Source organism: Sporofaciens sp. St.21A7 (assembly GCF_059728535.1).
This window is the reverse complement of sequence record NZ_BAAGFN010000001.1, coordinates 4136757-4159616: the sequence shown is the minus strand read 5'-3', so window position 1 is coordinate 4159616 and position 22860 is coordinate 4136757. Positions and strand designations below refer to the sequence as shown.

At 46.6% G+C, this 22860-nt stretch carries 23 protein-coding genes and 1 pseudogene; 18 read left to right on the top strand and 6 right to left on the bottom strand.

What is annotated here, in order from left to right:
* Positions 1-38 precede the first annotated feature (38 nt).
* From AC6I3O_RS20515 to AC6I3O_RS20500, 4 genes are all read left to right on the top strand, one after another.
* Positions 39-953 (top strand): substrate-binding domain-containing protein, encoded by a 915-nt coding sequence (locus tag AC6I3O_RS20515; protein WP_497852477.1) that lies wholly within the window; start codon positions 39-41, stop codon positions 951-953.
* 172 nt (positions 954-1125) lie between these two features.
* Complete coding sequence (locus tag AC6I3O_RS20510; protein WP_497852476.1) at positions 1126-1998, top strand: radical SAM protein; 873 nt, start codon at positions 1126-1128, stop codon at positions 1996-1998.
* A gap of 34 nt (positions 1999-2032) precedes the next feature.
* A complete protein-coding gene (mutY, locus tag AC6I3O_RS20505) occupies positions 2033-3811 on the top strand; it encodes an A/G-specific adenine glycosylase (protein WP_497852475.1) in 1779 nt (592 codons plus the stop codon).
* A 234-nt stretch (positions 3812-4045) separates the two neighbouring features.
* The gene (locus AC6I3O_RS20500) at positions 4046-5197 is read left to right on the top strand and encodes a double-cubane-cluster-containing anaerobic reductase (RefSeq protein ID WP_497852474.1); all 1152 of its coding nucleotides are present in this window, start codon (positions 4046-4048) and stop codon (positions 5195-5197) included.
* Between the two features lie 68 nt (positions 5198-5265).
* On the opposite strand, the gene AC6I3O_RS20495 is transcribed toward AC6I3O_RS20500, so the two are convergent.
* The 5 genes from AC6I3O_RS20495 to AC6I3O_RS20475 form a co-directional block, all read right to left on the bottom strand.
* Positions 5266-6327 (bottom strand): DUF4097 family beta strand repeat-containing protein, encoded by a 1062-nt coding sequence (locus tag AC6I3O_RS20495; protein WP_497852473.1) that lies wholly within the window; start codon positions 6325-6327, stop codon positions 5266-5268.
* The gene (locus AC6I3O_RS20490; RefSeq protein ID WP_497852472.1) at positions 6324-6929 is read right to left on the bottom strand and encodes a DUF1700 domain-containing protein; all 606 of its coding nucleotides are present in this window, start codon (positions 6927-6929) and stop codon (positions 6324-6326) included. Before AC6I3O_RS20490 ends, AC6I3O_RS20495 begins: the two co-directional genes overlap by 4 nt.
* Positions 6922-7245 (bottom strand): PadR family transcriptional regulator, encoded by a 324-nt coding sequence (locus AC6I3O_RS20485; RefSeq protein WP_497852471.1) that lies wholly within the window; start codon positions 7243-7245, stop codon positions 6922-6924. Before AC6I3O_RS20485 ends, AC6I3O_RS20490 begins: the two co-directional genes overlap by 8 nt.
* A gap of 504 nt (positions 7246-7749) precedes the next feature.
* On the bottom strand, positions 7750-8022 hold the full coding sequence (locus AC6I3O_RS20480; RefSeq protein ID WP_497852470.1) for a type II toxin-antitoxin system YafQ family toxin: 273 nt from the start codon (positions 8020-8022) through the stop codon (positions 7750-7752).
* Complete coding sequence (locus AC6I3O_RS20475; RefSeq protein ID WP_497852469.1) at positions 8022-8243, bottom strand: hypothetical protein; 222 nt, start codon at positions 8241-8243, stop codon at positions 8022-8024. Before AC6I3O_RS20475 ends, AC6I3O_RS20480 begins: the two co-directional genes overlap by 1 nt.
* A 276-nt stretch (positions 8244-8519) precedes the next feature.
* Between AC6I3O_RS20475 and AC6I3O_RS20470 the strand changes: the two genes are divergently transcribed.
* Positions 8520-9263 carry a metallophosphoesterase family protein gene (locus AC6I3O_RS20470; RefSeq protein WP_497852468.1) on the top strand — a complete coding sequence of 248 codons (744 nt, stop codon included), beginning with the start codon at positions 8520-8522 and terminating at the stop codon, positions 9261-9263.
* A 49-nt stretch (positions 9264-9312) separates the two neighbouring features.
* Positions 9313-9600, top strand: coding sequence for a BrxA family protein (locus tag AC6I3O_RS20465; protein WP_497852467.1), 288 nt, complete (start codon positions 9313-9315; stop codon positions 9598-9600).
* A gap of 351 nt (positions 9601-9951) precedes the next feature.
* Here AC6I3O_RS20465 and AC6I3O_RS20460 read toward each other — a convergent pair whose 3' ends face one another.
* Positions 9952-11538, bottom strand: coding sequence for a transposase (locus tag AC6I3O_RS20460; protein ID WP_497852466.1), 1587 nt, complete (start codon positions 11536-11538; stop codon positions 9952-9954).
* A 174-nt stretch (positions 11539-11712) separates the two neighbouring features.
* On the opposite strand from AC6I3O_RS20460, the gene AC6I3O_RS20455 reads away from it, so the two are divergent.
* From AC6I3O_RS20455 to fabF, 12 genes and pseudogenes are all read left to right on the top strand, one after another.
* On the top strand, positions 11713-12126 hold the full coding sequence (locus AC6I3O_RS20455) for a type III toxin-antitoxin system ToxN/AbiQ family toxin (RefSeq protein WP_497852465.1): 414 nt from the start codon (positions 11713-11715) through the stop codon (positions 12124-12126).
* A gap of 172 nt (positions 12127-12298) precedes the next feature.
* The gene (locus tag AC6I3O_RS20450) at positions 12299-12484 is read left to right on the top strand and encodes a hypothetical protein (RefSeq protein ID WP_497852464.1); all 186 of its coding nucleotides are present in this window, start codon (positions 12299-12301) and stop codon (positions 12482-12484) included.
* A gap of 607 nt (positions 12485-13091) precedes the next feature.
* Positions 13092-13679: pseudogene (locus AC6I3O_RS20445) on the top strand (DUF262 domain-containing protein); the annotation flags it as partial.
* Entirely contained in the window at positions 13662-15386 is a 1725-nt protein-coding gene (locus AC6I3O_RS20440; RefSeq protein WP_497853545.1) for a DUF4357 domain-containing protein, read from the top strand. The pseudogene AC6I3O_RS20445 and the gene AC6I3O_RS20440, both read left to right, overlap by 18 nt.
* Positions 15387-15434: 48 nt before the next feature.
* Complete coding sequence (locus AC6I3O_RS20435) at positions 15435-16691, top strand: AAA family ATPase (RefSeq protein ID WP_497852463.1); 1257 nt, start codon at positions 15435-15437, stop codon at positions 16689-16691.
* A complete protein-coding gene (locus tag AC6I3O_RS20430) occupies positions 16684-17352 on the top strand; it encodes an HNH endonuclease family protein (RefSeq protein WP_497852462.1) in 669 nt (222 codons plus the stop codon). Before AC6I3O_RS20435 ends, AC6I3O_RS20430 begins: the two co-directional genes overlap by 8 nt.
* Before the next feature lie 179 nt (positions 17353-17531).
* A complete protein-coding gene (locus AC6I3O_RS20425) occupies positions 17532-18596 on the top strand; it encodes a beta-ketoacyl-ACP synthase III (protein WP_497852461.1) in 1065 nt (354 codons plus the stop codon).
* Positions 18590-18817 carry an acyl carrier protein gene (gene acpP, locus AC6I3O_RS20420; protein ID WP_497852460.1) on the top strand — a complete coding sequence of 76 codons (228 nt, stop codon included), beginning with the start codon at positions 18590-18592 and terminating at the stop codon, positions 18815-18817. The genes AC6I3O_RS20425 and acpP overlap by 7 nt, the downstream gene beginning before the upstream one ends.
* Positions 18818-18858: 41 nt before the next feature.
* A complete protein-coding gene (gene fabK / locus AC6I3O_RS20415; RefSeq protein WP_497852459.1) occupies positions 18859-19797 on the top strand; it encodes an enoyl-[acyl-carrier-protein] reductase FabK in 939 nt (312 codons plus the stop codon).
* Positions 19790-20746, top strand: a complete 957-nt coding sequence (gene fabD, locus AC6I3O_RS20410; RefSeq protein WP_497852458.1) for an ACP S-malonyltransferase — start codon at positions 19790-19792, stop codon at positions 20744-20746. The genes fabK and fabD overlap by 8 nt, the downstream gene beginning before the upstream one ends.
* 55 nt (positions 20747-20801) lie before the next feature.
* On the top strand, positions 20802-21542 hold the full coding sequence (gene fabG / locus AC6I3O_RS20405) for a 3-oxoacyl-[acyl-carrier-protein] reductase (protein WP_497852457.1): 741 nt from the start codon (positions 20802-20804) through the stop codon (positions 21540-21542).
* 67 nt (positions 21543-21609) lie between these two features.
* Positions 21610-22848: a beta-ketoacyl-ACP synthase II gene (fabF, locus tag AC6I3O_RS20400; protein ID WP_497852456.1), complete on the top strand. Its 1239-nt coding sequence runs from the start codon at positions 21610-21612 to the stop codon at positions 22846-22848.
* Positions 22849-22860: the final 12 nt, after the last annotated feature.

The window sequence follows — 22860 nt, the reverse complement described above, 5'->3', positions numbered from 1 at the left end:
CGGCAAATGGATAGTATTAAGAAAAGAGGAGAAAAAGCATGAAAAAAATAGTAAGTATCATGATCGTGTTGTGTATGATGTTCGGGCTTGCCGGATGTAATGCAATCACCATTGACGGTGAAGGGGAGGCGGCGGAGAGTACCGGGAATGGTTCTATCGGGCTGTCGGTCTCCACGCTTAACAATCCGTTTTTCGTATCCCTGGCAGAAGGGGCGGAGGAAGCGGCAGAAAAAGAGGGAGTTAAGCTGGCTGTGGCAGATGCGGGCGACGACAGCGCGAAGCAGCAGAATGATATTGAGGATTTGATTTCCAGGAATGTGAGTGTGCTGATTGTAAATCCGGTGGATTCTGACGCGGTTGCACCTGCGGTGCAGAATGCTGTTTCCCAAGGTATTAAGGTTATTTCGGTTGACCGTGTGGTAAATGGCGTCGATGTGGACTGCCAGATTGCGTCTGATAACGTGGCAGGAGCGAAGATGGCTACGGAATATCTGATTGAGCAGATTGGAGAAGGCGAAAAGGTGGCGGAGCTTCAGGGCGTGCCGGGGGCGTCTGCGACCATTGACCGGGGAGCCGGCTTCCATGAAGCGGCGGATGAGGCTCTTAACGTGGTGGCGAGCCAGAGCGCGAATTTCGACCGTGCGGAGGGAATGTCGGTAATGGAGAATCTGCTCCAGTCGGATTCCTCTATCAAGGGTGTATTTGCCCACAATGATGAGATGGCTCTCGGGGCGCTGCAGGCGATTGCGGCCAGCGGGAAGGATATCAAGGTCGTTGGGTTCGACGCCACGGATGACGCGGTAGACGCGGTGAATGCCGGGAAGATGACGGCTACGGTGGCGCAGAAGCCGGAACTTATGGGAGAGACTGCGGTTCTGACGGCGATTAAACTGATTGCCGGGGAAGCGGTGGAGAAGTCACTTCCGGTAGAGGTGGAGTTGATTACGAAGTAATCTTGCGGTGTGCCCTTGGTTAGGGTTTGATGGAAAAGGCTCGAAATTTCCTTGACAGTAAGGAGTTTCGGGCTTTTTTCTTTCTGTGCTTTTTTTTGGCGGGTATTTATGATAATCTAGGATGTGTGGAGACATTTGCTATGAATGTGAAATTCCCTAAGGAGGATTTATTATGACGCGAGAAGAGTTATACCAGTCGATTTACACACATGATACCATTTACCTGCCGCCCCATGAACAGGCGACGGCGGCGCTGGAAGTGGCGCTGGGCTGTAGCTGGCATAAGTGTACGTTCTGTGATTTTGCAAAGGATACGTTTCGGATTCATCCGCTTGAGAGGATTGAACATGATTTGGAGATTCTTGCTAAGCTCCGCCCGGACGATACGCGCCTGTTTTTCCTTGGGGAGAATGCGTTCTGCATGGGTGCGGATCAGATTCTCCGGATTATGGAGCTGGTTCGTAAGTTTATGCCGAAAGTTAGTGAGTATGCCATGTATTCAAGGATTGACGATATACTCAGAAAGACGGACGAGGAGCTTTTGCGGCTTGCAAAGGAAGGTGTTCAGGCGCTGCATATCGGGGTGGAGAGCGGGAGCGACTCAATTCTTGAGGCGAGGAAGAAAGGGGTTACTTCGGTGCAGATTGCAGAAGCTCTGCTTAGGCTAGACCGGGCGGGGATTGATTATTATGTGACGGTGATTCCTGGGCTTGGAGGGCGTAGTTTTTCGCGGCTTCATGCGATTGAGACGGCAAGGCTGTTAAATCAGGTGCATCCGCGCAATATCTGGTGCCTGAAATTGAAGCTGTGGGAGGGTACGCCTCTTTATAAAGAAGCTAAGGCAGGAATGTTCGATGAGATGACGCCTAAGGAGATTTTGCGGGAGGAAAGGCTGTTGATTGAGAATCTTACGGTTACGGACTGCCTGTTTGAGGATACGACGGTTTTGGATGAGTTTACGGTTCAGGGGGTGCTTCTGGGGCAGAAGAAGGAGCTTTTGGGGGCTGTGGATTATCTGCTCGGGCTGGCGGACTTCGTCCAATAAGGTGTGCCCTTGGGTATAGAAGGAGAGATATGGGATGAATTATGATAACATCCGGCAGGGGACGTTTCGGGAACGCCCCAATCGGTTTATTGCGTATGTGGACATAGATGGAAAGAGGGAGACTGTCCATGTAAAAAATACGGGGCGGTGCGCCGAGCTGCTTACACCGGGGGCAATCGTGTATGTGCAGGAGGCGGACAGTCCAGGGAGGAAGACCGGATGGGACCTAATTGCTGTATGGAAGGGCGGTCGGCTTGTGAATATGGATTCCCAGGTTCCGAATAAGCTTGTGAAGGAGTGGCTTGAAGAGGGGAATCTTTTTGGGGATATTGCGAAAATACAGCCGGAATATACCTATGGCAAATCTCGTTTTGACTTGTATGTGGAGGCTGACGGAAAGAAGATATTTATCGAGGTGAAGGGTGTTACGCTGGAGGAAGACGGTGTTGTGCGGTTTCCGGACGCGCCAAGCGAGCGGGCCGTGAAACATGTGGAGGAATTGAAGGCGGCTGTGGGAGAAGGGTATGAAGCCTATGTGTTCTTTGTGGTGCAGATGAAGGGCGTCAGGTATTTTACGCCGAACATGGATACACATCCGGCTTTTGGAGAGTCTCTTTTAGATGCGGCTGCAAACGGCGTCCGTGTGATTGCGTATGACTGTGATGTGGAAAAGGATTCGATTCATATTGCAGAGCAGGTAGCGGTGATCCTGCAGGGGCAGGAACTTGGGGGCTTGAAGGAGCCGGAAGGGGAAGGACAGGAAGATGTATTGCGTAATATTGTAAAACCTGTAGTTGCCTGGTTCCGGGAACATAAGCGGGATTTGCCTTGGCGCAAGAACCCGGACGCCTACCGGGTATGGGTGTCGGAAATTATGCTGCAGCAGACTCGGGTGGAAGCCGTGAAGCCTTACTATGAGCGTTTCTTAAAGGAACTGCCCACGGTCAGGGAGTTGGCGCAGGCCCAGGAAGACAAGCTGTTAAAGCTGTGGGAGGGTTTGGGATATTATAACCGTGTACGGAATATGCAGAAGGCGGCGCAGCAGATTATGGTCGATTATCAGGGGCGTTTCCCGGAAACCTATGAGGAGATCCGTGGCTTAAAGGGAATCGGGAATTATACGGCCGGGGCAATCAGCGCATTTGCATACGGACTCCCTAAGCCTGCCGTGGATGGCAATGTCCTGCGGGTAGTGTCGCGTCTTACGGGGAGTTTTGAGGATATTATGAAACAGAGTGTCCGAAAGAAGATGGAGGATGCGTTAGAACAGGTGATTCCGGAAGATGCGGCGGGGGATTTTAACCAGGGTCTGATTGAGCTTGGAGCTATCGTGTGTGTGCCGAACGGAGAACCTAAGTGCAGGGAGTGTCCGGTGGCTGGGTTCTGCGAGGCGAGAAAGCGGGGAGTGATTGCAGAGATACCGGTCAAAAGCAAAGGGAAGGCAAGGAAGATTGAGGAGAGGACTGTCTTCGTGTTCCGGGACGGGAGGCAGATTGCGATTCGGAAACGGCCTTCTAAGGGACTGCTTGCGGGATTATATGAATTTCCCAGTGAACCGGGGTGCATGAGCATGGAGGATGCGGCGGCTTACAGTAAGGAGATAGGACTTGCGCCGATACGGATCAGGGAACTTGGCGAGGCGAAACATATTTTCAGCCATATTGAGTGGCATATGACGGGGTATGAGATTCTTGTGGATGAGTTAGAGAAGACGAACCGGAGAGGGTTTTTGTTTATCCGGCCGGAAGAGATTGAGGAGGCGTATCCGATTCCGTCGGCATTTGGGCATTATGCGGGGGTTTTGCGGCGTTGAGGGGGTTAATAACGAGAGGTTTTATATGTAAGCGCGCGAAATTCTAAATTATACCTTATTGGACGAAGTCCACCCGCCCCGTCAGGGGCATGCATTACGGTGTGCCCTTGGGTATAGATATAGAAAAAAACTATATATATAGCAGTTTATCATCATTTTCAATTTTATGATACTCCTTAGAAGTGGTATGATATGTAGTAGGACAAATATGGCGAAACGCTAAGGAGGAAACATATGGAAATTATCAAGGATTTACCAGAAGTATTTGAAGAATTTGCGGAGCAGCGGAAGAAGTCTTTTCTTGCAATGAAAGAGCTGAAAGATAAGGGAGTGCCGGTAGTCGGCGCTTACTGTACATATTTCCCGCAGGAAATCGCGATGGCGATGGGAGCGGCGACCGTTGGGCTGTGTTCTACGTCTGACGAGACGATTGCAGAGGCGGAGAAGGATTTGCCTAAGAACTTATGTCCGCTGATTAAGTCCAGCTATGGATTTGCAAAGACGGATAAATGCCCGTTCTTCTATTTTTCCGACGTGGTCGTGGGGGAAACGACTTGCGACGGGAAGAAGAAGATGTATGAGTATATGATGGAATTTAAGGATGTGTTCTTGATGGAGCTGCCGAACACCCAGGGCGAAGAGGCGCTGAAGCTGTGGAAGAGCGAGATTATCCGTTTCAAGGAATATCTGGAGAAGAAGTTTGACGTCACGATTACGGAGGAGGATATCCGCGGTGCAGTCAAGACCAATAATGAAGTGCGCAGATCACTGAAAAGGCTTTATGAGGTCATGAAGCATGATCCGGTGCCGATTAAGGGGCAGGATTTGTTCAAGGTATTGTACGGAAGTACGTTCAAGTTTGACAGGAAGGCCATCCCGGCGGAGGTGAATGCCCTGGCGGACAAAGTGGAGAAGGAGTATGCGGAGGGCAAGATGTTAGAGAAGATGCCGCGTATTCTGGTGAGCGGCTGTCCGGTGGGCGGCGCAACGGAGAAGGTCATCCGGGCCATTGAGGACAACGGCGGCGTGGTAGTGACTTACGAGAACTGCAACGGTGCAAAATCCATCGACAAGCTGGTGGATGAGGAGAATCCGGACATCTATGATGCGCTGGCAAGACGTTACCTGAATATCGGCTGTTCTGTCATGACCCCGAATCCGAACCGTCTGGATCTTCTGGACAGGCTGATTGATGAGTATCAGGTGGACGGTGTCGTTGAGATGACGCTTCAGGCATGCCATACATATAATGTGGAGGCAATGTCCATCCGCAGGTTCGTGAATGAGAAGAAGAAAATTCCATATATCAATGTGGAGACAGACTATTCTCAGGCAGATATCGGACAGTTAAATACAAGGATTGCGGCGTTTATTGAGATGCTGTAATTGCGGCTTACTGTTGCTTGGAATGCCGGGAAATGTAAAAACCTCATTTCCCGGCATTCCCTTCCTGCTTATTTGGCAGATTGAATTTCAATATTTCCGTTCTCGCAGGATACCGCGATTTTTTTCGGGCTGTCTCCGGCCGATGTGTAGATGATCTCGTCGCCGTCGTCTCCGATCCTTTGGTTTCCGACGCGGATATCGCCGTACTCTGTTTTCAGGTTAAGCCCGTAGGTTTCCGTCTTCCCGGAAATCCCTAAGCAGACATCGCCGTAGGAATTGGTAATCTTTGTGTCGGAGAAATCCATCTGCTTAATCTTGCAGTCCCCAGATTCCATCCGCATGGTCAGGCGGTCGCCGGCGGCGTCTGCGATTGTCACGCTGCCGTACTCGTTGGACATTTCTGTGTCGGAGAAATTGATACGGTCAGCTTTCAAGCCGCATGATTCCATCTGAACCGTCAGGTTGTTGCCGGCAGCCTCGGATATCTTAATTTCTCCGTATTCATTGCGAAGGTCTGCCTGTGCTGCATTTACCGTGCCAAGAGAAAGATTGCCGCTTTCAAGCCGGATATCCAGCGCTTTGCCATCGTATTGCTCAAGATTGACATCCCCGTATTCGTCGTCAATTTTTAGCGTATCTGCTTGAATAGAGGAAATGGCAAGATCCCCGCTTTCTATGTCAAATACTGCTTTGGACAGCTTTGTCTTCTTGGGAATCGTCACTTTTACAAAATAGCGGGGTTCATGAAAGACCACGCCCATCGTGCCTGTGAAGAATCCCATATTGAAGGAGTGGGAACGTTTGGATTCCTGGAAGATGAACCTGCCGTTCTTGACTTCGCAGACGGGCTTCCCGCTGGTTCCCCTGAGACAATATTCGACGGAGAATTTGTCGGAAAGAATCAGTTCCACGTCTGCGTAATCTGCATGGATCTCTAGGCTGTCAAATTCTTTTAAGTCCATAGAGTCCTGTATGGGTTCTGCCATTTCGGTATTGCCGGCAGCATGGACGCCGTTCTGGTCAATGTAGAATCCGGCATGGCCTCCCATCAGCCGTCCTGCCGCCGTGAGGATGATTCCCAGTATAATGCAGATGATTGACGCAGTAATCCAAAATCTTTTATTTTTCATTGTATGCTTCTCCTTTCGCTATAGTGTTTTCTCCCTTCCGCTGCTTTGCCGAACAGGCGGGTCATCAGACGAAGGACTCCTTTCCCAAGCGCGGCGCTTCCTATCAGCAGCCAGTATCCAATCCCAAGACCCAGCAGGCCGATTCCGATGGTGGCGATTCCGTCTGCAAATGAGGTAAACAGCATCCACACACCGATGACGATGCAGGGAATTGCGGAAACAGCGACGGAGAGTGTCAGTATAAATACGCAGAATACGAGCATCAGGATAACGAACACGAATGTGAGGGCCAATATCCCAAATGTCAATGCCAGTGGGACGCCGATTGGGGCTGCGAAAACGGCAAGGATTCCCACCCATACGGCGGAAATGCCGCGCCGTACATCCTTCACAGGCCTGTTCGCATTCTCCATTGCGAAATCGCGTATGATCTGGTCTGCCGCCATCTCGGGGGAACCAAGGTCTTCGATTGCCTGCGCTTCTTTGTCCGGTCCTGCTTCTTCAAAGTATTCCGTGAAGTAAGACACTGCCTTGTCATAGTCTTCCTTTGGAAGCCTTCTGAGCCTGTATTCCAGGCGTTTCATGTATTCGTCTCTATTCATCTGCCATCCCTCCTGACTTAACAATCTGGTCTACCGCATCCCGGTAGGAACCCCATTCTTCTGACAGCATCCGGTACTGCCGCCGTCCGGATTCGGTTATCCGGTAGTATCTCCGGTTCCGTCCCTGGTAGGACTGGTCATAGACGGTGAGGAATCCTTGTTCCTGCAGCCGCTTGAGAACCGGGTAGAGTGTGGAATCTTTTGTGTTGGACACCTGCTTGATGACCTGGCTCAGCTGATAGCCGTAGGCATCTTGTTTCTCTGTGATTGATAATACCAGCAGGTCGAACATAGGAGCGTTCATTGGAAAAATCATCTCGGTTCACCTTCTTAATATATATTTTGTGAGTATATTATATAAAATATAATATATAATGTCAATGTATATATAATTTTAATATATATTATTTTGAGATGTATACACAAGAGCACACCGTAATGCATGCCCCTGACGGGGCGGATGGACTTCGTCCAACAAGGTATATTTACTTGAAGCGAAGTTTGCCTGTACATTTATATAAATATGTCTGTAAAGGCACGATTCGTTTTTGTCATTCATGTGAAATGGTTAAAAAATAGAGGAAATTGATTTCCAGATATGAAAATCTTTACGAAATGATATATTTTAATTGTCAAGCAGTATTAACATATTTTATGTGTTTTGGCTCCATTTCCTAATTGGTGTAGGCAATGGAGCACAATAGTCTGCATTATATCTGGCGAAACTCCGCGGAATATTCGTTCTTCAGCAAGGCAGATTTTCGGCGGCGTAGCGGTGGCTGTTGTCACAAGGAATCCTTCCGCAAGCGTGCCCCTTTTTTTATTCATCAAATAAATCTGAATGTGACCCCGTCCTGTCTAAATACAAGTCGTTCCCGTCAACTTCATAAATCAATAACCAGTCTGGCGTAATATGACATTCTCTGCGTCCTTTATAATTTCCTTTCAAATCATGATCCTGATTTTTTACAGGTAATGTTGCCGGAAGTGCCAATATATTCACAACTGATTTTAATAAGTCTATATCAAGACCGCGTTTAATGCATTTTTTATAATCCTTTTTAAAGCGTCCAGTGTAAATAACGTTTAGCATTATGATTCCTCCAAGCTGTTCCATAAATCATCAAGATTGTCAAATCGATGCCCTGTTCCCGTCCGTCTCATCTGGTCTGCTTCGGCAAATGCCTCCAATGTTTCTCTATTTGGCTTTACATCTTCACCCTCGGTTATACCTTGTAAATAGGCTATTACATAGCCTATTTTGTATTCTGGCACAACATCTAACAACTGATATATTCTTTCTCTATCACTCATATAAATACCTGCTTTCCGATTGATACTACCTATTATATGCAAAAGCTATGGATATTTCAAGTCTGATGAAACATCGTTTATATTATGTTATTTGCTTTTTCCGTTTTTATGAATGCTGACAGGAGGTTGACAGGAGATTCAGAAATTCGTTGCTTGAAGAGACAAAAGATGGTAGAATCTTAGATTAGAAGAGAAAAGAGACAAAAGAAGGCGTTAGTCAGGCCGGAAGGTTCAGGATAGAAGCAGATAGAGACGAAGGCAGGGAGATTTGGGAATATGATATATGTTACCGGAGATTGCCATGGGGATTACCGGAGATTCAGCACGGCAGTATTCCCGGAGCAGAAGGAGATGGGGAAGGACGATTATGTTATCGTCTGTGGGGATTTTGGCTATTGGGATGAGTCGAAGGAACATAAGTATTGGCTGAAATGGCTGGATAGCAAGCCCTTTACCACTCTCTGGGTGGATGGGAATCATGAGAATTATGATTTGTTGAAAAAACACAGGGTGGTACAGTGGCACGGCGGAAAGGTGCAGTATATCATGCCGTCGGTCATACACCTGATGCGCGGGCAGATCTATGATATAGAGGGGTATAGGGTCTTTACGTTCGGCGGCGCTAAGAGCCACGATATTTCGGGAGGGGTATTGGAGGCTTCTGACCCGAATCTGAAGGCGAAGCAAAGGAAGCTTGAGAAAAAGAATGAATTGTACCGGATTAACCATGTAAGCTGGTGGAAGGAAGAGATGCCCTCGGAGGATGAGCTGGCGGAGGGGCTTAGGAACCTGATTCGGAATGATTGGGACGTGGACTTTATTTTTTCCCATTGCTGTGCGAGCAGTACTCAGGAGCGGATTGCGGGCGGGATGTACCAGCCGAATATTCTGACCCGGTATTTTGAAAAGATTAAGGAGATGTGCCGGTATCGGAAATGGTTCTTTGGGCATTATCATGATAATAAGAATATTGGGAATAAGGAAATCTTGCTGTATGAGCAGATTATCAGGATTTGTTAGTATTTAAGCCAGGATCTATTTGAAGAAAGACAATCAGTGAGGAAAATACATGATTGAATTAAATGTTTTAAATCAAAGATATCCATGTAGAACCAAGGATTATCTGTGGTACAGGGAGATCCGCCAGACTGTGATCATGATTTTAGAAGAACATAGGACATTGGCTGAGATTAAGCGGCTAAGTGAAGAAGAAAATCTATATAACGCAGTAAGTCCTTCGAGAGCGAATGAGATACGTACCGTCGTTGCAAGGCGGATTCAGAGTGTGAATGAGAGGTTTTTGTGTGTTTTCCTAGAGCAGGATACGCAGACTCAGAAGGTACTCAGTGTTGTGTAATATTTTTGTTGATTTTTGTGATATAATTGCATATAATAAAAACAGATAGGAAACTATCTTTGGAGAGTTCCTGCCAGATAGTGGAAGATTTTAAACTCGTGGGGAGCAGTAATGCTCCCTCTTTTTTTAGAAAGGGCTAGAATGGAAGAATTTAAACTGTATAGTGTGTCAGACGAATACATAGAGTATTTGCGGAAAGTGTTCCCAAATGTATACCCAAGGGCACACCGTAATGCAGGCCCTTCGGGCGGGTGGACTTCGTCCATTAAGGTATATTCAAATAAGGAAACAACGAGAATTCATACCTGAAAGTATGTTGGTATTGTATTAATACTTTCCCAATCTGCCGGACTATAGAGTACTGACAGACTGGGATGAATTCTTTCTAGGGCGACCACGTGGGCGCTTTGGCTTCTGCTCATACTGATCTTTGGGCTTGGGTTTACGGCCACGTTTCTTGGGTGCTGGCTTTGGTATCGGTTTTGACAGACCCAAGGCCTCAAGTTCCTCAAATACAATCTGCAGTGTGTGAACCCAGTATCCATCATCTGTTGCCGGTTCTTCCGGGGCATCTGTTCTACGCCAGGCTGATGATAGGTCATCCATCAGTTCTCCATAGGACATATGGTCAAATAATCCTGCCGTCCGCGCCTTTCGTATGATACGGCAGGTGGCAACTGTAGACAGGAAGTTCACAAACTCACCGCCGATGACGGAATAATCATTCTGCACATCGGTATGATCCAGGCATTCATCGCTTTTATACCGATTAAATACCAGTTCCAGAAGCCAGCGGTCCTCATAACAAAAGTATGCCATTTTCGCATCTAAGTCCTGGTCGGATTCAAGAACGATTACACCAAAAACAGCTTGTTTCTTTGCGTATTTCTCTGGGAGAAAGGTATTTTTCTTCTGAGCGTTCGCAAGATAGGCTGCTTCTTCAGCTGATGCTTTTTTCGTATCCTTGAATGCATATAGGTATCGGCCGCCCTTGATCTGTTTCTTCTTATAAACTATATGAGCGGCAATGCCAGTTAGTACTCCTTCGAAGGAAAGCATATCATTATCCGATATGCGGGCATCATTCCGTTTGATCGGCGTAAGGAAATGAAGATCCGGACGCTCCTGCAATTCTGCTTTGATTTTGCTTGGAGGGAATCCTTTGTCAGCAACAATGATCCCTTTGCGAATGTCATTATCACGGATAAACGCCGGATAGGAACTGGCATCAATACTGTTTCCCGGAAATACTTCGGCACAAACCGGTTCCATCCGCTCGATGTCATAAGCATATAGGACAGACACTTCACTGCAGCCCCTTACTCTTGCCTTACGGGAATAGGCAGAAAGATCATTGACCTTGCTGTTATCCTGTTTCAGCGTGCCATCAATCGCCACATGATGGTCGGCGGAAGTCGATTGAATACGTAACTGGTAGAACTGTTTGCGCCTGGAACCGTCCATCCCAATCCTTTGCAGAAGGTTTCCAATAGAATTCGGGGACATTGCTGCTCCGGGATAATCTTTGCAGACGAATGTCCTATGGTAATGTGTTGCCATCCGGTTTGCGGTAACAGCCGGCTTGATCACTTTAAGGGTCGCAATAGACATCATTGCATAAGCATCCGATGGATCGTACACAGCAAGGAGATCTGACACAAGGTCTTTCGTGACAGACTTAACAAGTGCGGAAGCGCCATAGGACAGCATATCCGGTTCTGCAGAAGTTCCTGCTTTCGACTCGTGGATTGGCACATATTTATGATCAATGATGTGACCGACCACCTTGCCGTTTCGCGGCTGGGGATTGCCACCGGGAACATATTTAGAAGAGGAACGTTGCCTGACAGCATAACGTTTGGGGCCATCCCGGCCGTTGTCATCCACTATGGTATTAACCGGTCTTGGAACTGCTCTGATATCAGCAGGTACGGGCATAAAAATCACTCCTTTATATAGTCCTATTATAACACATTAGGACTATACATAATAGATTTTTATACACAATTTTACAAAAATCTAAATGGATTAACAGGTGTAGCACGGTTAAAAATGGCCATTTTTTAGGGATTATTGCTTTTAATAACTAGTTTTTGAATGTATTATATAGTTTTGGGTGAGTTTGCGGGTCTATTCTATAGTCCGGTAAATTGGGAAAGTTTTATTGTATTATGTTTGGGAAATTACCATTATTATATACCGATGTCTTCGCCAAAAGAATCAGATTATCAGATTGCTGGTGAGAAAAAGGCAATTAAAAAGAGTATTGTTCCGATTATACGGATCGTGGTAAAAAATTCAAAGGGACAAAAGGAATTAAAGGGAACTCTGCGAATCAGTCATATGATACCAGTCCCACCATCAGAATTGCAGCTTTATGAGATCGAAAATGAGCCGGACAAAACATATAAAGATTTGGTGCAAAATGAAATTATATTTATTCGTAAAAACCAAGATAAAATTCTTTCTAATGCAAAATTGTTATATAAGCAAAAACAGAAAATGACTTATCGGCAGGATATGTAAAAGTTGCATTAGAGTATAAAGCTTTAGAGAAACTGTGCAGAAGTTTTATGGGTGAAAGGAAATAAGAAAGATAATGAGGATGAGAACTCATCCTGTCCAAAATGAACAGGATGGTGAACAGGATTTATTTTTCTAATTAATACAATGAAATCAACGAGTAAGGATCATACGAATGAATAAAACAGCAATTAAGAACTTTTCAATATGGGCACGCGTAAAGTTAAGAGAAGAGATGGTTACACGGGCAGGATTTCTTGGTATTACTGAAAATGGTATTCAAGAACCTCTGAAAGCTTCAACAAGAGAGATTCAATATTTTGAGATTGGTGCGGATAAACCGATTTCTATCCGGGAATAGAGATATTCCAACGAGAGAAACTGGTTCGCAGGCTCCTTAACGAAACGGAAATGATTGGTTATGTGCGAGCCTATGAGAATATGATTGAAACAAGTGCATCGGATTGGTTCAACCGTCTGATTGCGATTCGATTTATGGAAATAAATGAATACGCACCGTTAGAAACCCGTCTTTTATCATCCGCAGAGGAAGGGAAACAAGATCCGGATTTGTATCGGATCCCTTTGTATCAGATTTGGATTTTTCCGATACAGAATATCATCAGATTATGGAATGGAAGAATGAGAACAGGACGGAGAATTAAGCCGCATATCAGGGAGCGAACACTATTTTTGGGGAGAATCGTTTTCTCCTTATGGTAGTACTATACAAACAAAACCATTCTATGTCAATCACTCGCTAAAAAATTTTTATTTCCATTCCATTTCAGCAAGATAGTGACAAATGCATTGGAAAAGGTTATAATAAACCTTATCTATGTAAGGAAGAAAAGAACGTTAAGAGGATGATTATGGGCAGTAAGATTACGGGAAAAGAGTATCCTTTAAGTAAGATATTCAGTGAAGAATTTGATTATTACATTCCGGTATACTAAAGACCTTATGCATGGACGGAAGAAGAGGCAGAAACATTATTCGACGATCTGCAGGATTTTTATCTGAAAGAAGAGGCAGATAATTACTTTTTGGGGAGCATAGTTTTAATTAAAGATGATGACAAGCCCCATGCAGATGTAATAGACGGGCAGCAGAGGCTTACGACGCTTACGATTTTGTTTGCAGTCATCGCCTCTTACTTGACAGGGGAGAATCGGGGCAATTGTTATAAATATCTCCGGGAGCCGGGAAATGAACTGGAAGGCCTTGAGCCTTTGCCAAGGCTTCATCTCCGTCAGAAGGATCAGGATTTCTTTCAAAAATATATACAGAATGTAAAACTGACTGAGCTTGCAAAATTAGATATGGAAATCCTGCCAAATGAATCGCAGCAGCATATAAAGGAGAATTGTGCCCTGTTCATAAAAAAGATGGATGGGTTTTGCGGGGGAGATGAGAAAAAAGTCACTGATTTTTGTAGATTTTTGGTTACAAGATGTTACCTTGTAGCAGTCTATTCACCGAGCCAACAGTCGGCGTTCAGGGTCTTCTCGGTGATGAATAGCAGGGGGTTAAATCTGATGCCGGTGGATATCATTAAATCAGATGTCATCGGGCAGATACCGGAAAAGGAACAGCAGGATTATACGGATAAGTGGGAAGATTTGGAGGTACAGACATCGCGCTCAGGATTCAATGAGGTTTTTACGCATACAAGCATGATTTTCGCAAAGGCAAAAGCGAAACAGAATCTCCTGGATGAATTTCGGCAAGCTGTATTGACAAAGGTCACGCCAAAAGAATTGATTGACGATATTCTGGAACCATATGCGGAGGCATATACGATTCTGACCAATAAAAATTATGTCGCTGTGAAAAATGCGGAACAGGTAAACCAATCTTTGTTTTGGCTGAATAAAGTCGGCAATTCAGACTGGATGCCATCGGCAATTAAGTTCATGGCCGAACATAAAAATGAACCGGATTATGTGCTTTGGTTTATGGAAAGGCTGGAAAGGCTGGCATCATTCCTCCATGTTACGGCAAAAGATATCAACCGCCGTATTGAAAGATACAAACTGCTTTTGGAGGAGATGGAGATGAATCCTTTCCATAGCATGGACGACCCGTTGTCGTCAATAGAACTGTCAAATGGGGAACGGAAGGAGTTTGCAGATGCGCTGAACGGGGAAATATACAAGTTTACAGGGGTAAGGCGGAATTATATTATATTAAGGCTGAATGCGTTCGTAAGCGACGGGGCTGCCAGATTTGATTCTGAGCCAAATATACTTACGATTGAGCATGTCCTTCCGCAAACGGTAAAGCCCGGGTCTGAATGGGAGAAACTGTGGCCGGATACGGCGGTGCGCGAACTGTGGCTCAACCGGATCGCCAATCTTGTGCCTTTGACCAGAAAGAAGAATTCAGAGGCACGGAATTTTGATTTTGAGAGAAAGAAGGAGATTTATTTCAAAGGGAAGAACGGTACTACCACCTATCCTCTGACAACGCAAGTGCTGGGTGAAAACACATGGACTCCTGAAATTGTAGAGTCAAGGCAGAAAGAGCTTATGGGTAAGTTCATAGAATGTTGGAGGCTGGAATATATAGAAGATAAAGAGAAAAAAGAGACGGCGGAAAATGATACGGCTCTGTTTTATATTTCTAATAAAAGGGGAGCGGATTCGTTAGGCTATCCGACAGAGGGTGGATTCGTTGTAAAGGCAGGCAGTAAGATGTCGGATGGGACTGTAGATAAATTTGAAATAAATTATCCGAATGCATACAGGCTGCGTGAAAGCCTTTGTGGGGATGGTGTAATTGTTGACGGCGTCTTTCATTCCGACTATGAGTTTGAAAGTATTTCTCTGGCTGCGTCGCTTATTCTCGGAAGGAATGCCAGAGGACAAAAAGAATGGGTTGACAGCGCCGGGATTCCATATGATGAATGCATAGGGACGGAGGGGAATCGTGGCGAATTCAATATTAATGATGAAAGTACTTATGGCGCTCTGAAAGTGGGGGCATTGGCATTTGAATTATTCAAAAAAGTATTTGAGTCAGGCAATATCACAGACGAGGAAATAGAAAAATTTAAAGGAAAAGAATATTCTAAGCAATTGTTCAGCAAAACAGATTATCCGATTTTGGCAGATAACAGGGAAGATAACCGTGGTAAAAGTAATGTTATCAGATACCGGAAAGAACCGATTGTTTATGGGGGGAAGAATATCTACTTTACCACGCAGTGGTTTGCCGGAAATAGAAATGATGTTATTTCATGGTATCGTAAGCATCTATGATTTTAAACCTTAATGGATGAAGTATAGTATTGGAGTCGGAGGGGTATAATGACGCAGTTATTTATAACTAAATTAGATATCGACAAGGTTCGGCATTTGGAGAATATTTCTATACCGTTGGCGGATGACCGGATGAAGCATTTGATTCTGACAGGGAAAAATGGCAGTGGAAAGACTAGCGTAGTGGAAGCTATGGCTGGCTATATAAATAATGTATTTACAGACGAGTTCTTTCATGAGAAAGAAGGGTGGCTGTGTCAGGCGAAGAATGCGAGAGACGATGCGGTTAAAAGAGGTGAAAAAGAAGATGAATTATTCAGGCTAGAAAGAAATATATGTGGAAGGGAAGAGGATTTGCTCCAGAGCAGGAGAGGGGTAGATATACGATTTAATACAGAAGCGAAATATATTTATGCATTAAAAGAAAAGAATCATTATATATCGGCATACTATAGCGCAGATAGAATTTTTCAGGCGGAACAGCCCAGGCATGTTGAAAAAATACAGCTAAAAGATGATTACAGGATGACAGAATTCCCACGTTCTGAGTTCGTTAAGTATCTATTGGATTTGAAGATGACGGAGGCGTTGGCAAGAAGCAGCCAGAAGATAGAAAAGGCAGACGAGATAAAAGTTTGGTTTGAACGTTTAGAGAATCTTTTAAAAAATATATTTGCAGATGAAACAATTCGATTAATATTTGATGAAGAAACTTTTGAATTTCATATTGCTCAGCATGGCAAGGAGACTTTTGACTTTCATACGTTGTCCAGCGGGTATCAGGCGGTATTGGATATCGTGTTGGATATTATGATGCGTATGCAGAAGCAGGCCGGACGTTCTTTTAATTTCAATCTTCCGGGGATTGTGCTGGTGGATGAGATAGAAACCCATCTTCATCTCGAATTACAGAAAAGTATTATGTCTTTGTTAACGGCTATGTTTCCTAATATTCAATTTATTGTAACGTCACATTCGCCATTTATATTGAATAGTTTAAAGGATGTTGTAATCTATGATTTGGAGAATAACGTTCTGGTAGAATCTGGGCTTCAGGATGTGCCTTATGATGGTATTGTGGAGGGATATTTCCGCGCAGAGAAGTTGTCCCATGTATTGAAGGAAAAGTTTGAACAATATCAGAGTCTTGTCAAAAAAGAGAGTTTATCAGACGATGAGATATGTGAGATTGCGGAATTGGAGATGTATTTAGATGAGATTCCTGATTATTTAGCCATTGGTATTGCTACGGAATATCAAAGGTTGAAATTGGAATTCATGAGTCGGGAGGATATGGATGGTTAAGGTAGAACGTTCTTTTCCCGCGCCTGAGTCATTGGCTGAGGAAGCAAAGAAAGTGAGCGGAAGGTATGATAAGCAGGATGTAATAGATAGGCTGAAAAAAGATTTCCATAACAAATGTTACATCTGCGGGCTGAAAGAGCTGCAAGACCCTAATGTGGAGCATTTGCTCCCACATAAGAACGGGCAGTATCCAGAGAGAAAATTTGACTGGGAAAATCTGTTCTGGGCATGCGGGCATTGCAATGGCGTAAAGAACAAAGACATATATGACAAAGGTATTTTAGATTGCTGCAAGCAGGACCCTGAAAAATATCTGCATTTTTATGTTCAGAATAATGATGTAGTTGTAGATGTGGCAGACCCGGATAATGATATGCTGAAACGGACGGCAAGTTTAATTAATGAGACATTTTCTTTGAAAAATACGGGTATGAGAACTTATACGTGCGACGAGCGGCTGAGACTGCTTCAAAAAGAGATGAATTTGTTATATAAACAGCTTGAAAAAATGCATAAAAATCCGGATTCAAAGGTTGTTATGAGAACAATCCGTAGTTTATTAAGGCGGGAATCTGCATTTGCAGCGTTTAAGAGGCGTTATGTTCGCCAACATGCTGTAAAATATCCGGAGCTGCAAAAGTATGTGGCGTTAGATACATAGATGATAAAAAAAACGATTAAGCAGGCATGCCAGATATCTCTTAGTCTAATTGGAGATATCTGGCTTAAATAACGAGAAAATAATATTTTGATATTCAAAATACTTGACAAACAAAATAAATTGTTATATACTTTGAAAATCAAAATAATTTAATTTCAAAACAAATCAGAGGAATTCATATGACAGCGACAATATGCGGGACGGGTTCATACATACCGTCATATACAATGGATAATCACGATATTGCCAAGCTGGTAGACACCAGCGACGAGTGGATACGGGAGCGGACAGGGATAGCCCGGCGGCATATCATACAGAATGAGACTACCGTTTCCATGGCGGCAGAGGCAGGACGAAGAGCCCTTGAGGACGCAGGGCTGCCGCCGGAAGAGGTTGAATTAATCTTGGTTTCCACCATATCCTCCAACCTGATTCTTCCCTGTGCGGCATGTGAGGTCCAAAAAGAACTTGGCGCAGTGAATGCTACCTGTTTTGATTTAAGCGCCGCCTGTACCGGATTCGTCCTTGCCTATAATACGGCTATGGCGTACCTTACCGGAGGCGTTTACCGGACGGCGTTAATCATCGGGAGTGAAAGTCTGTCGAACCTGATCAACTGGGAAGACAGGGGAACTTGCATCCTGTTCGGGGACGGCGCGGGCGCGGCTGTATTGCGGGCAGGGGATTTGGGGAAGGCGGCAGCGCAGGGAGACGTTCCTGGAATTACCGACGCCTATTTCCCCGTCACCCATTCTGACGGCGGCAGAGGGGCGGCGCTGACCTGCAAGAGCCGGCATGATTACAATGGGCTGAATTGCCATAAGGGGAGCGGGGATGATGTATCATACTACATGCAGATGGACGGTCAGGCAGTGTTCAAATTTGCCGTAAAAAATGTACCGGAAGTCATCGGAGAAGTCCTTGCCCTCAATCATGTAGACCCAGAGGAAATCACCTATTATATCCTGCATCAGGCGAACCGAAGGATTGTGGAAGCCGTGGCGAAGCGCCTTGGCGAGCCGATGGAAAAATTCCCCATGAACCTTGAGGAATACGGGAACACCTCGTCTGCCAGCATCCCAATTCTGCTGGATGAAATGAACCGGCAGGGAAGGCTTCGCGCCGGGCAGAAACTTGTGCTGGCAGGTTTCGGCGCTGGCCTTACATGGGGAGCCGCGATTGTAGAATGGCGGACTGGCGAGGCAAGAAACAAAAAAGAGAAAAAGGAGAATGAATCATGTTAGAAAAAATCAAAGAAATCGTATCAGAAAATTTAGGAGTTGACAGCGCAATGATTACCGAGACTTCCTCATTCAAGGATGATTTAGGCGCAGATTCCCTTGACTTATTCGAGATGGTAATGGCGTTGGAGGACGAGTACGAAATCGAAATCCCCACAGAAGACTTAGAGCAAATCGCAACAGTGGGAGACGTTATGAATTACATCAACGAACATAAGGAATAAAAAGCATTAATTAAAAGCATCAACCAACGGAGGTTTTCACTATGCAGACAGAAGTGACCAGATTATTAGGAATTGAATATCCGATTATCCAGGGCGGAATGGCATGGGTCGCAGAGTACCATCTGGCGTCAGCCGTGTCCAATGCAGGCGGCCTTGGCTTGATTGGCGCCGCAAGCGCGCCTTGTAAGTGGGTACGGGAGCAGATTCAGGAGGCAAAGAAGCTGACGGACCGTCCCTTCGGCGTCAATATCATGCTGATGAGTCCCTATGCGGACGAGGTGGCAAAAGCTGTTGCCCAGGAGGGGGTCAAGGTAGTGACTACAGGCGCAGGAAATCCCGAGAAATACATGAAGATGTGGAAAGAAGCGGGAGTGAAGGTGATTCCGGTGGTTGCTTCCGTAGCTCTGGCAAAAAGGATGGAACGCTGCGGCGCAGACGCAGTCGTAGCAGAAGGCTGTGAAGCCGGAGGGCACATCGGAGAAAATACCACCATGGCGCTTGTCCCGCAGATTGTGGATGCGGTAAATATCCCGGTCATTGCGGCCGGCGGCATCGCAGACGGAAGAGGAATCGCGGCGGCGTTTATGCTGGGCGCAAAAGGCGTACAGATGGGGACGCATTTCGTCGTGACGAAAGAATCCCAAGTCCATGAAAATTACAAAGACCGTATCATCGGCGCAAAGGATATTGATTCGAGAGTCACCGGAAGAACCACTGGACATCCCGTCCGCGCATTGCGCAACGATATGACGAAGAAATATATTGAGCTGGAAAATAAAGGCGCAAGCTTTGAAGAGTTAGAAGAGCTTACCCTTGGCGGCCTGCGCAAAGCGGTGGTAGAAGGCGACGTGAAGAACGGCAGCGTAATGGCAGGACAGATTGCCGGCATGGTAAAGGAGAAGCTGACCTGCAAAGAACTGATTGACAAATTGGTAAGCGAAACAGACGCATTGATAAAAGGAGCTGGATTCTATGTCTAAGATTGCATTTATCTACCCGGGGCAAGGCGCCCAGAAGGCTGGTATGGGAGCAGATTTTTACGAAAAGAGCGAGACTGCAAAGGCAATCTTCGATGAGGCTGGCCGCATGCTTGGGCTTGATATGAAGGCGCTGTGTTTCGAGGAAAATGAGAAATTGGACCTTACGGAGTATACCCAGGCAGCGCTTGTCACGACCTGTCTTGCAATGACCCGGGTGGTAAAAGAGCGTGGGCTTAGGCCGGATATGACGGCGGGGTTGAGTCTTGGAGAATACTGCGCCATTGCGGCGGCAGGGGGGATGGATGATATGGACGCCATCCGTTTGGTGCGAAAGCGCGGGATTCTGATGCAGAACACAGTACCGGCTGGTGAAGGCGGCATGTGCGCAGTCATGGGGCTTGACAGTGTTAAGATTGAGGAAACGCTAGCGAAGATGCAGGAGGGGAGAAATCCCGGCGACGTGACAATCGCGAATTATAACTGTCCGGGACAGATTGTAATTACAGGGAAAACGGCGGCGGTCAAAGACGCGTCCGTAAAGCTGAAAGAAGCAGGCGCAAAGCGCGTGATGATGCTGAACGTCAGCGGACCGTTCCATTCCCCGCTGTTGGTTCCGGCAGGAGAAGAACTGGCGGCCGAGCTTGAGGCGGTAACGCTTCATCCGCTGCAGATACCCTACGTGACGAACGTAACGGCAGAGAAGGTAGAAGACATTGCAAAGACCAAGGGACTGCTCAAGGAACAGGTAAGCTCTTCGGTGCGCTGGATGCAGAGCATGGAATACATGATTCGGGAGGGCGTGGACACATTTGTAGAGATTGGCCCGGGTAAGACCCTTGCAGGATTCATGAAAAAGATTGAGCGTGATGTGAAGGTATACAACATCGCGTCTTGGGATGATGTGGAGAAGACGATAAGCGGCTTATGTGAAAGCCAAACGAAAGATTAAGAAGGCGGAACATAAGACGGTGAAAAATTAAGAAAGCGGTAGGGCAAGTGCAAGTATGTTAAAAGGAAAAGTAGCAGTCGTGACAGGCGCGTCACGGGGAATCGGCAGGGCGATTGCCAAAAAGATGGCTTCATTGGGCGCATTTGTGGTCGTCAACTATAACGGTTCACAAGAACGCGCCGAGAAAGTAAAACAGGAGATAGAAGAAGCAGGCGGCACAGCGGCGATTTACCAGTGCGACGTGTCCGACTATGGGAAATGTGAGACATTTATCCAGAACGTGATTACAGAATACGGACATCTTGATATTCTGGTGAACAATGCAGGCGTTACCAGAGATGGGCTTCTGATGAAAATGACGGAAGAAGACTTCGGCAAGGTCATTGACACGAACCTGAAAGGCGCATTCCATACGATACGGTTCGCAAGCCGCCAGATGCTCAAACAGAAAGGCGGGCGCATCATCAACATGTCATCCGTCGTGGGAGTGACTGGCAATGCAGGCCAGGCGAATTATGCCGCGTCCAAAGCCGGAATCATCGGACTTACCAAGGCGGCGGCAAGGGAGCTGGCATCGAGAGGCATTACGGTAAATGCGATTGCGCCGGGATTTATTGAGACGGATATGACGAGTGTGCTGCCGGAAAAAGTCCGGGAGGCGTCCGCAGCGCAGATTCCTTTGGGTAGCTTCGGGAAGCCGGAACAAGTGGCGGCGGCAGCGGCATTTCTGGCGTCGGAGGATGCCGGATATATTACCGGGCAAGTGCTGCATGTGGACGGAGGCATGGCCATGTAACCGGTTCGCGGGAATGATATGAGCTGCAGGGAACATCCCTCGTATCTTAGAAAGGAATGACAAAAGTATGAAAAGAAGAGTTGTAGTGACTGGGCTTGGGGCTGTAACGCCAATTGGGAATACCGTAGAAGAATTCTGGAGCGGCGTGAAATCCGGAACCGTTGGAATCGGCGAGATTACCAGGTTTGATACTTCCGATTATAAAGTAAAGCTGGCGGCACAGGTCAAAGGCTTTGCGGCAAAAGACCATATGGATTTCAAGGCGGCGAAACGGATGGAACCATTTTCTCAGTATGCGGTCGTGGCGGCAGAAGAAGCTTATCGGGATTCTGGCCTTGATATCACGGCCGAAGACCCCTATCGGGCGGGCGTCATCGTTGGTTCGGGAATCGGGAGCCTTCAGGTGGTGGAGCGCGAGTATGAGAAAATCCGGACGAAAGGCCCGGGAAGGGTCAATCCGCTGATGGTGCCGCTGATGATTTCCAATATGGCGGCGGGAAATATTTCCATACAGTTAGGCCTGAAAGGAAAATGTACGAATGTGGTGACAGCGTGCGCATCCGGGACGAACTGCATCGGCGACGCCATGCGGGCGATCCAGTGGGGCGACGCAGACGTGATGTTTGCAGGCGGCACGGAGAGCTGTATCTGCCCCACCGGAGTCGCGGGATTTACGAGCCTGACGGCGTTATCCACGTCCCAGGACCCATTACGGGCGTCCATTCCATTTGACAAAGAGAGGGACGGATTCGTGCTGGGAGAAGGCGCAGGGGTGGTTGTCTTAGAAGAATTGGAACACGCGAAGGCAAGAGGAGCCAAGATTTATGCAGAGGCAGTGGGATACGGAGCTACCGGCGACGCATTCCACATTACTTCCCCGGCAGAGGACGGCGAAGGCGCGGCGAAGGCAATGACCCTTGCCATGGAAGAAGGCGGCATTGACCCTTCACAGGTAGATTACATCAATGCCCACGGAACCGGAACCCACCATAATGATTTGTTCGAGACAAGGGCAATCAAGCTGGCATTGGGCGATAGTGCGAAGAATGTGGTCATTAATTCCACCAAATCCATGATCGGGCATCTGCTGGGCGCAGCGGGCGGAGTGGAGTTTATTACCTGCGTGAAGACGATTCAGGAAGGGTTCATCCACCAGACCATGGGAACAAAGGAGACGGATGGGGAATGTGACTTAAATTATGCAGTGGGCGCGCCGGTGGAAAAGGAAGTCCGTTATGCAATTACCAACTCTCTGGGATTTGGAGGGCATAACGCAACATTGCTGCTGAAAAAATACGAGGGGTAGGAGATGCAAGAG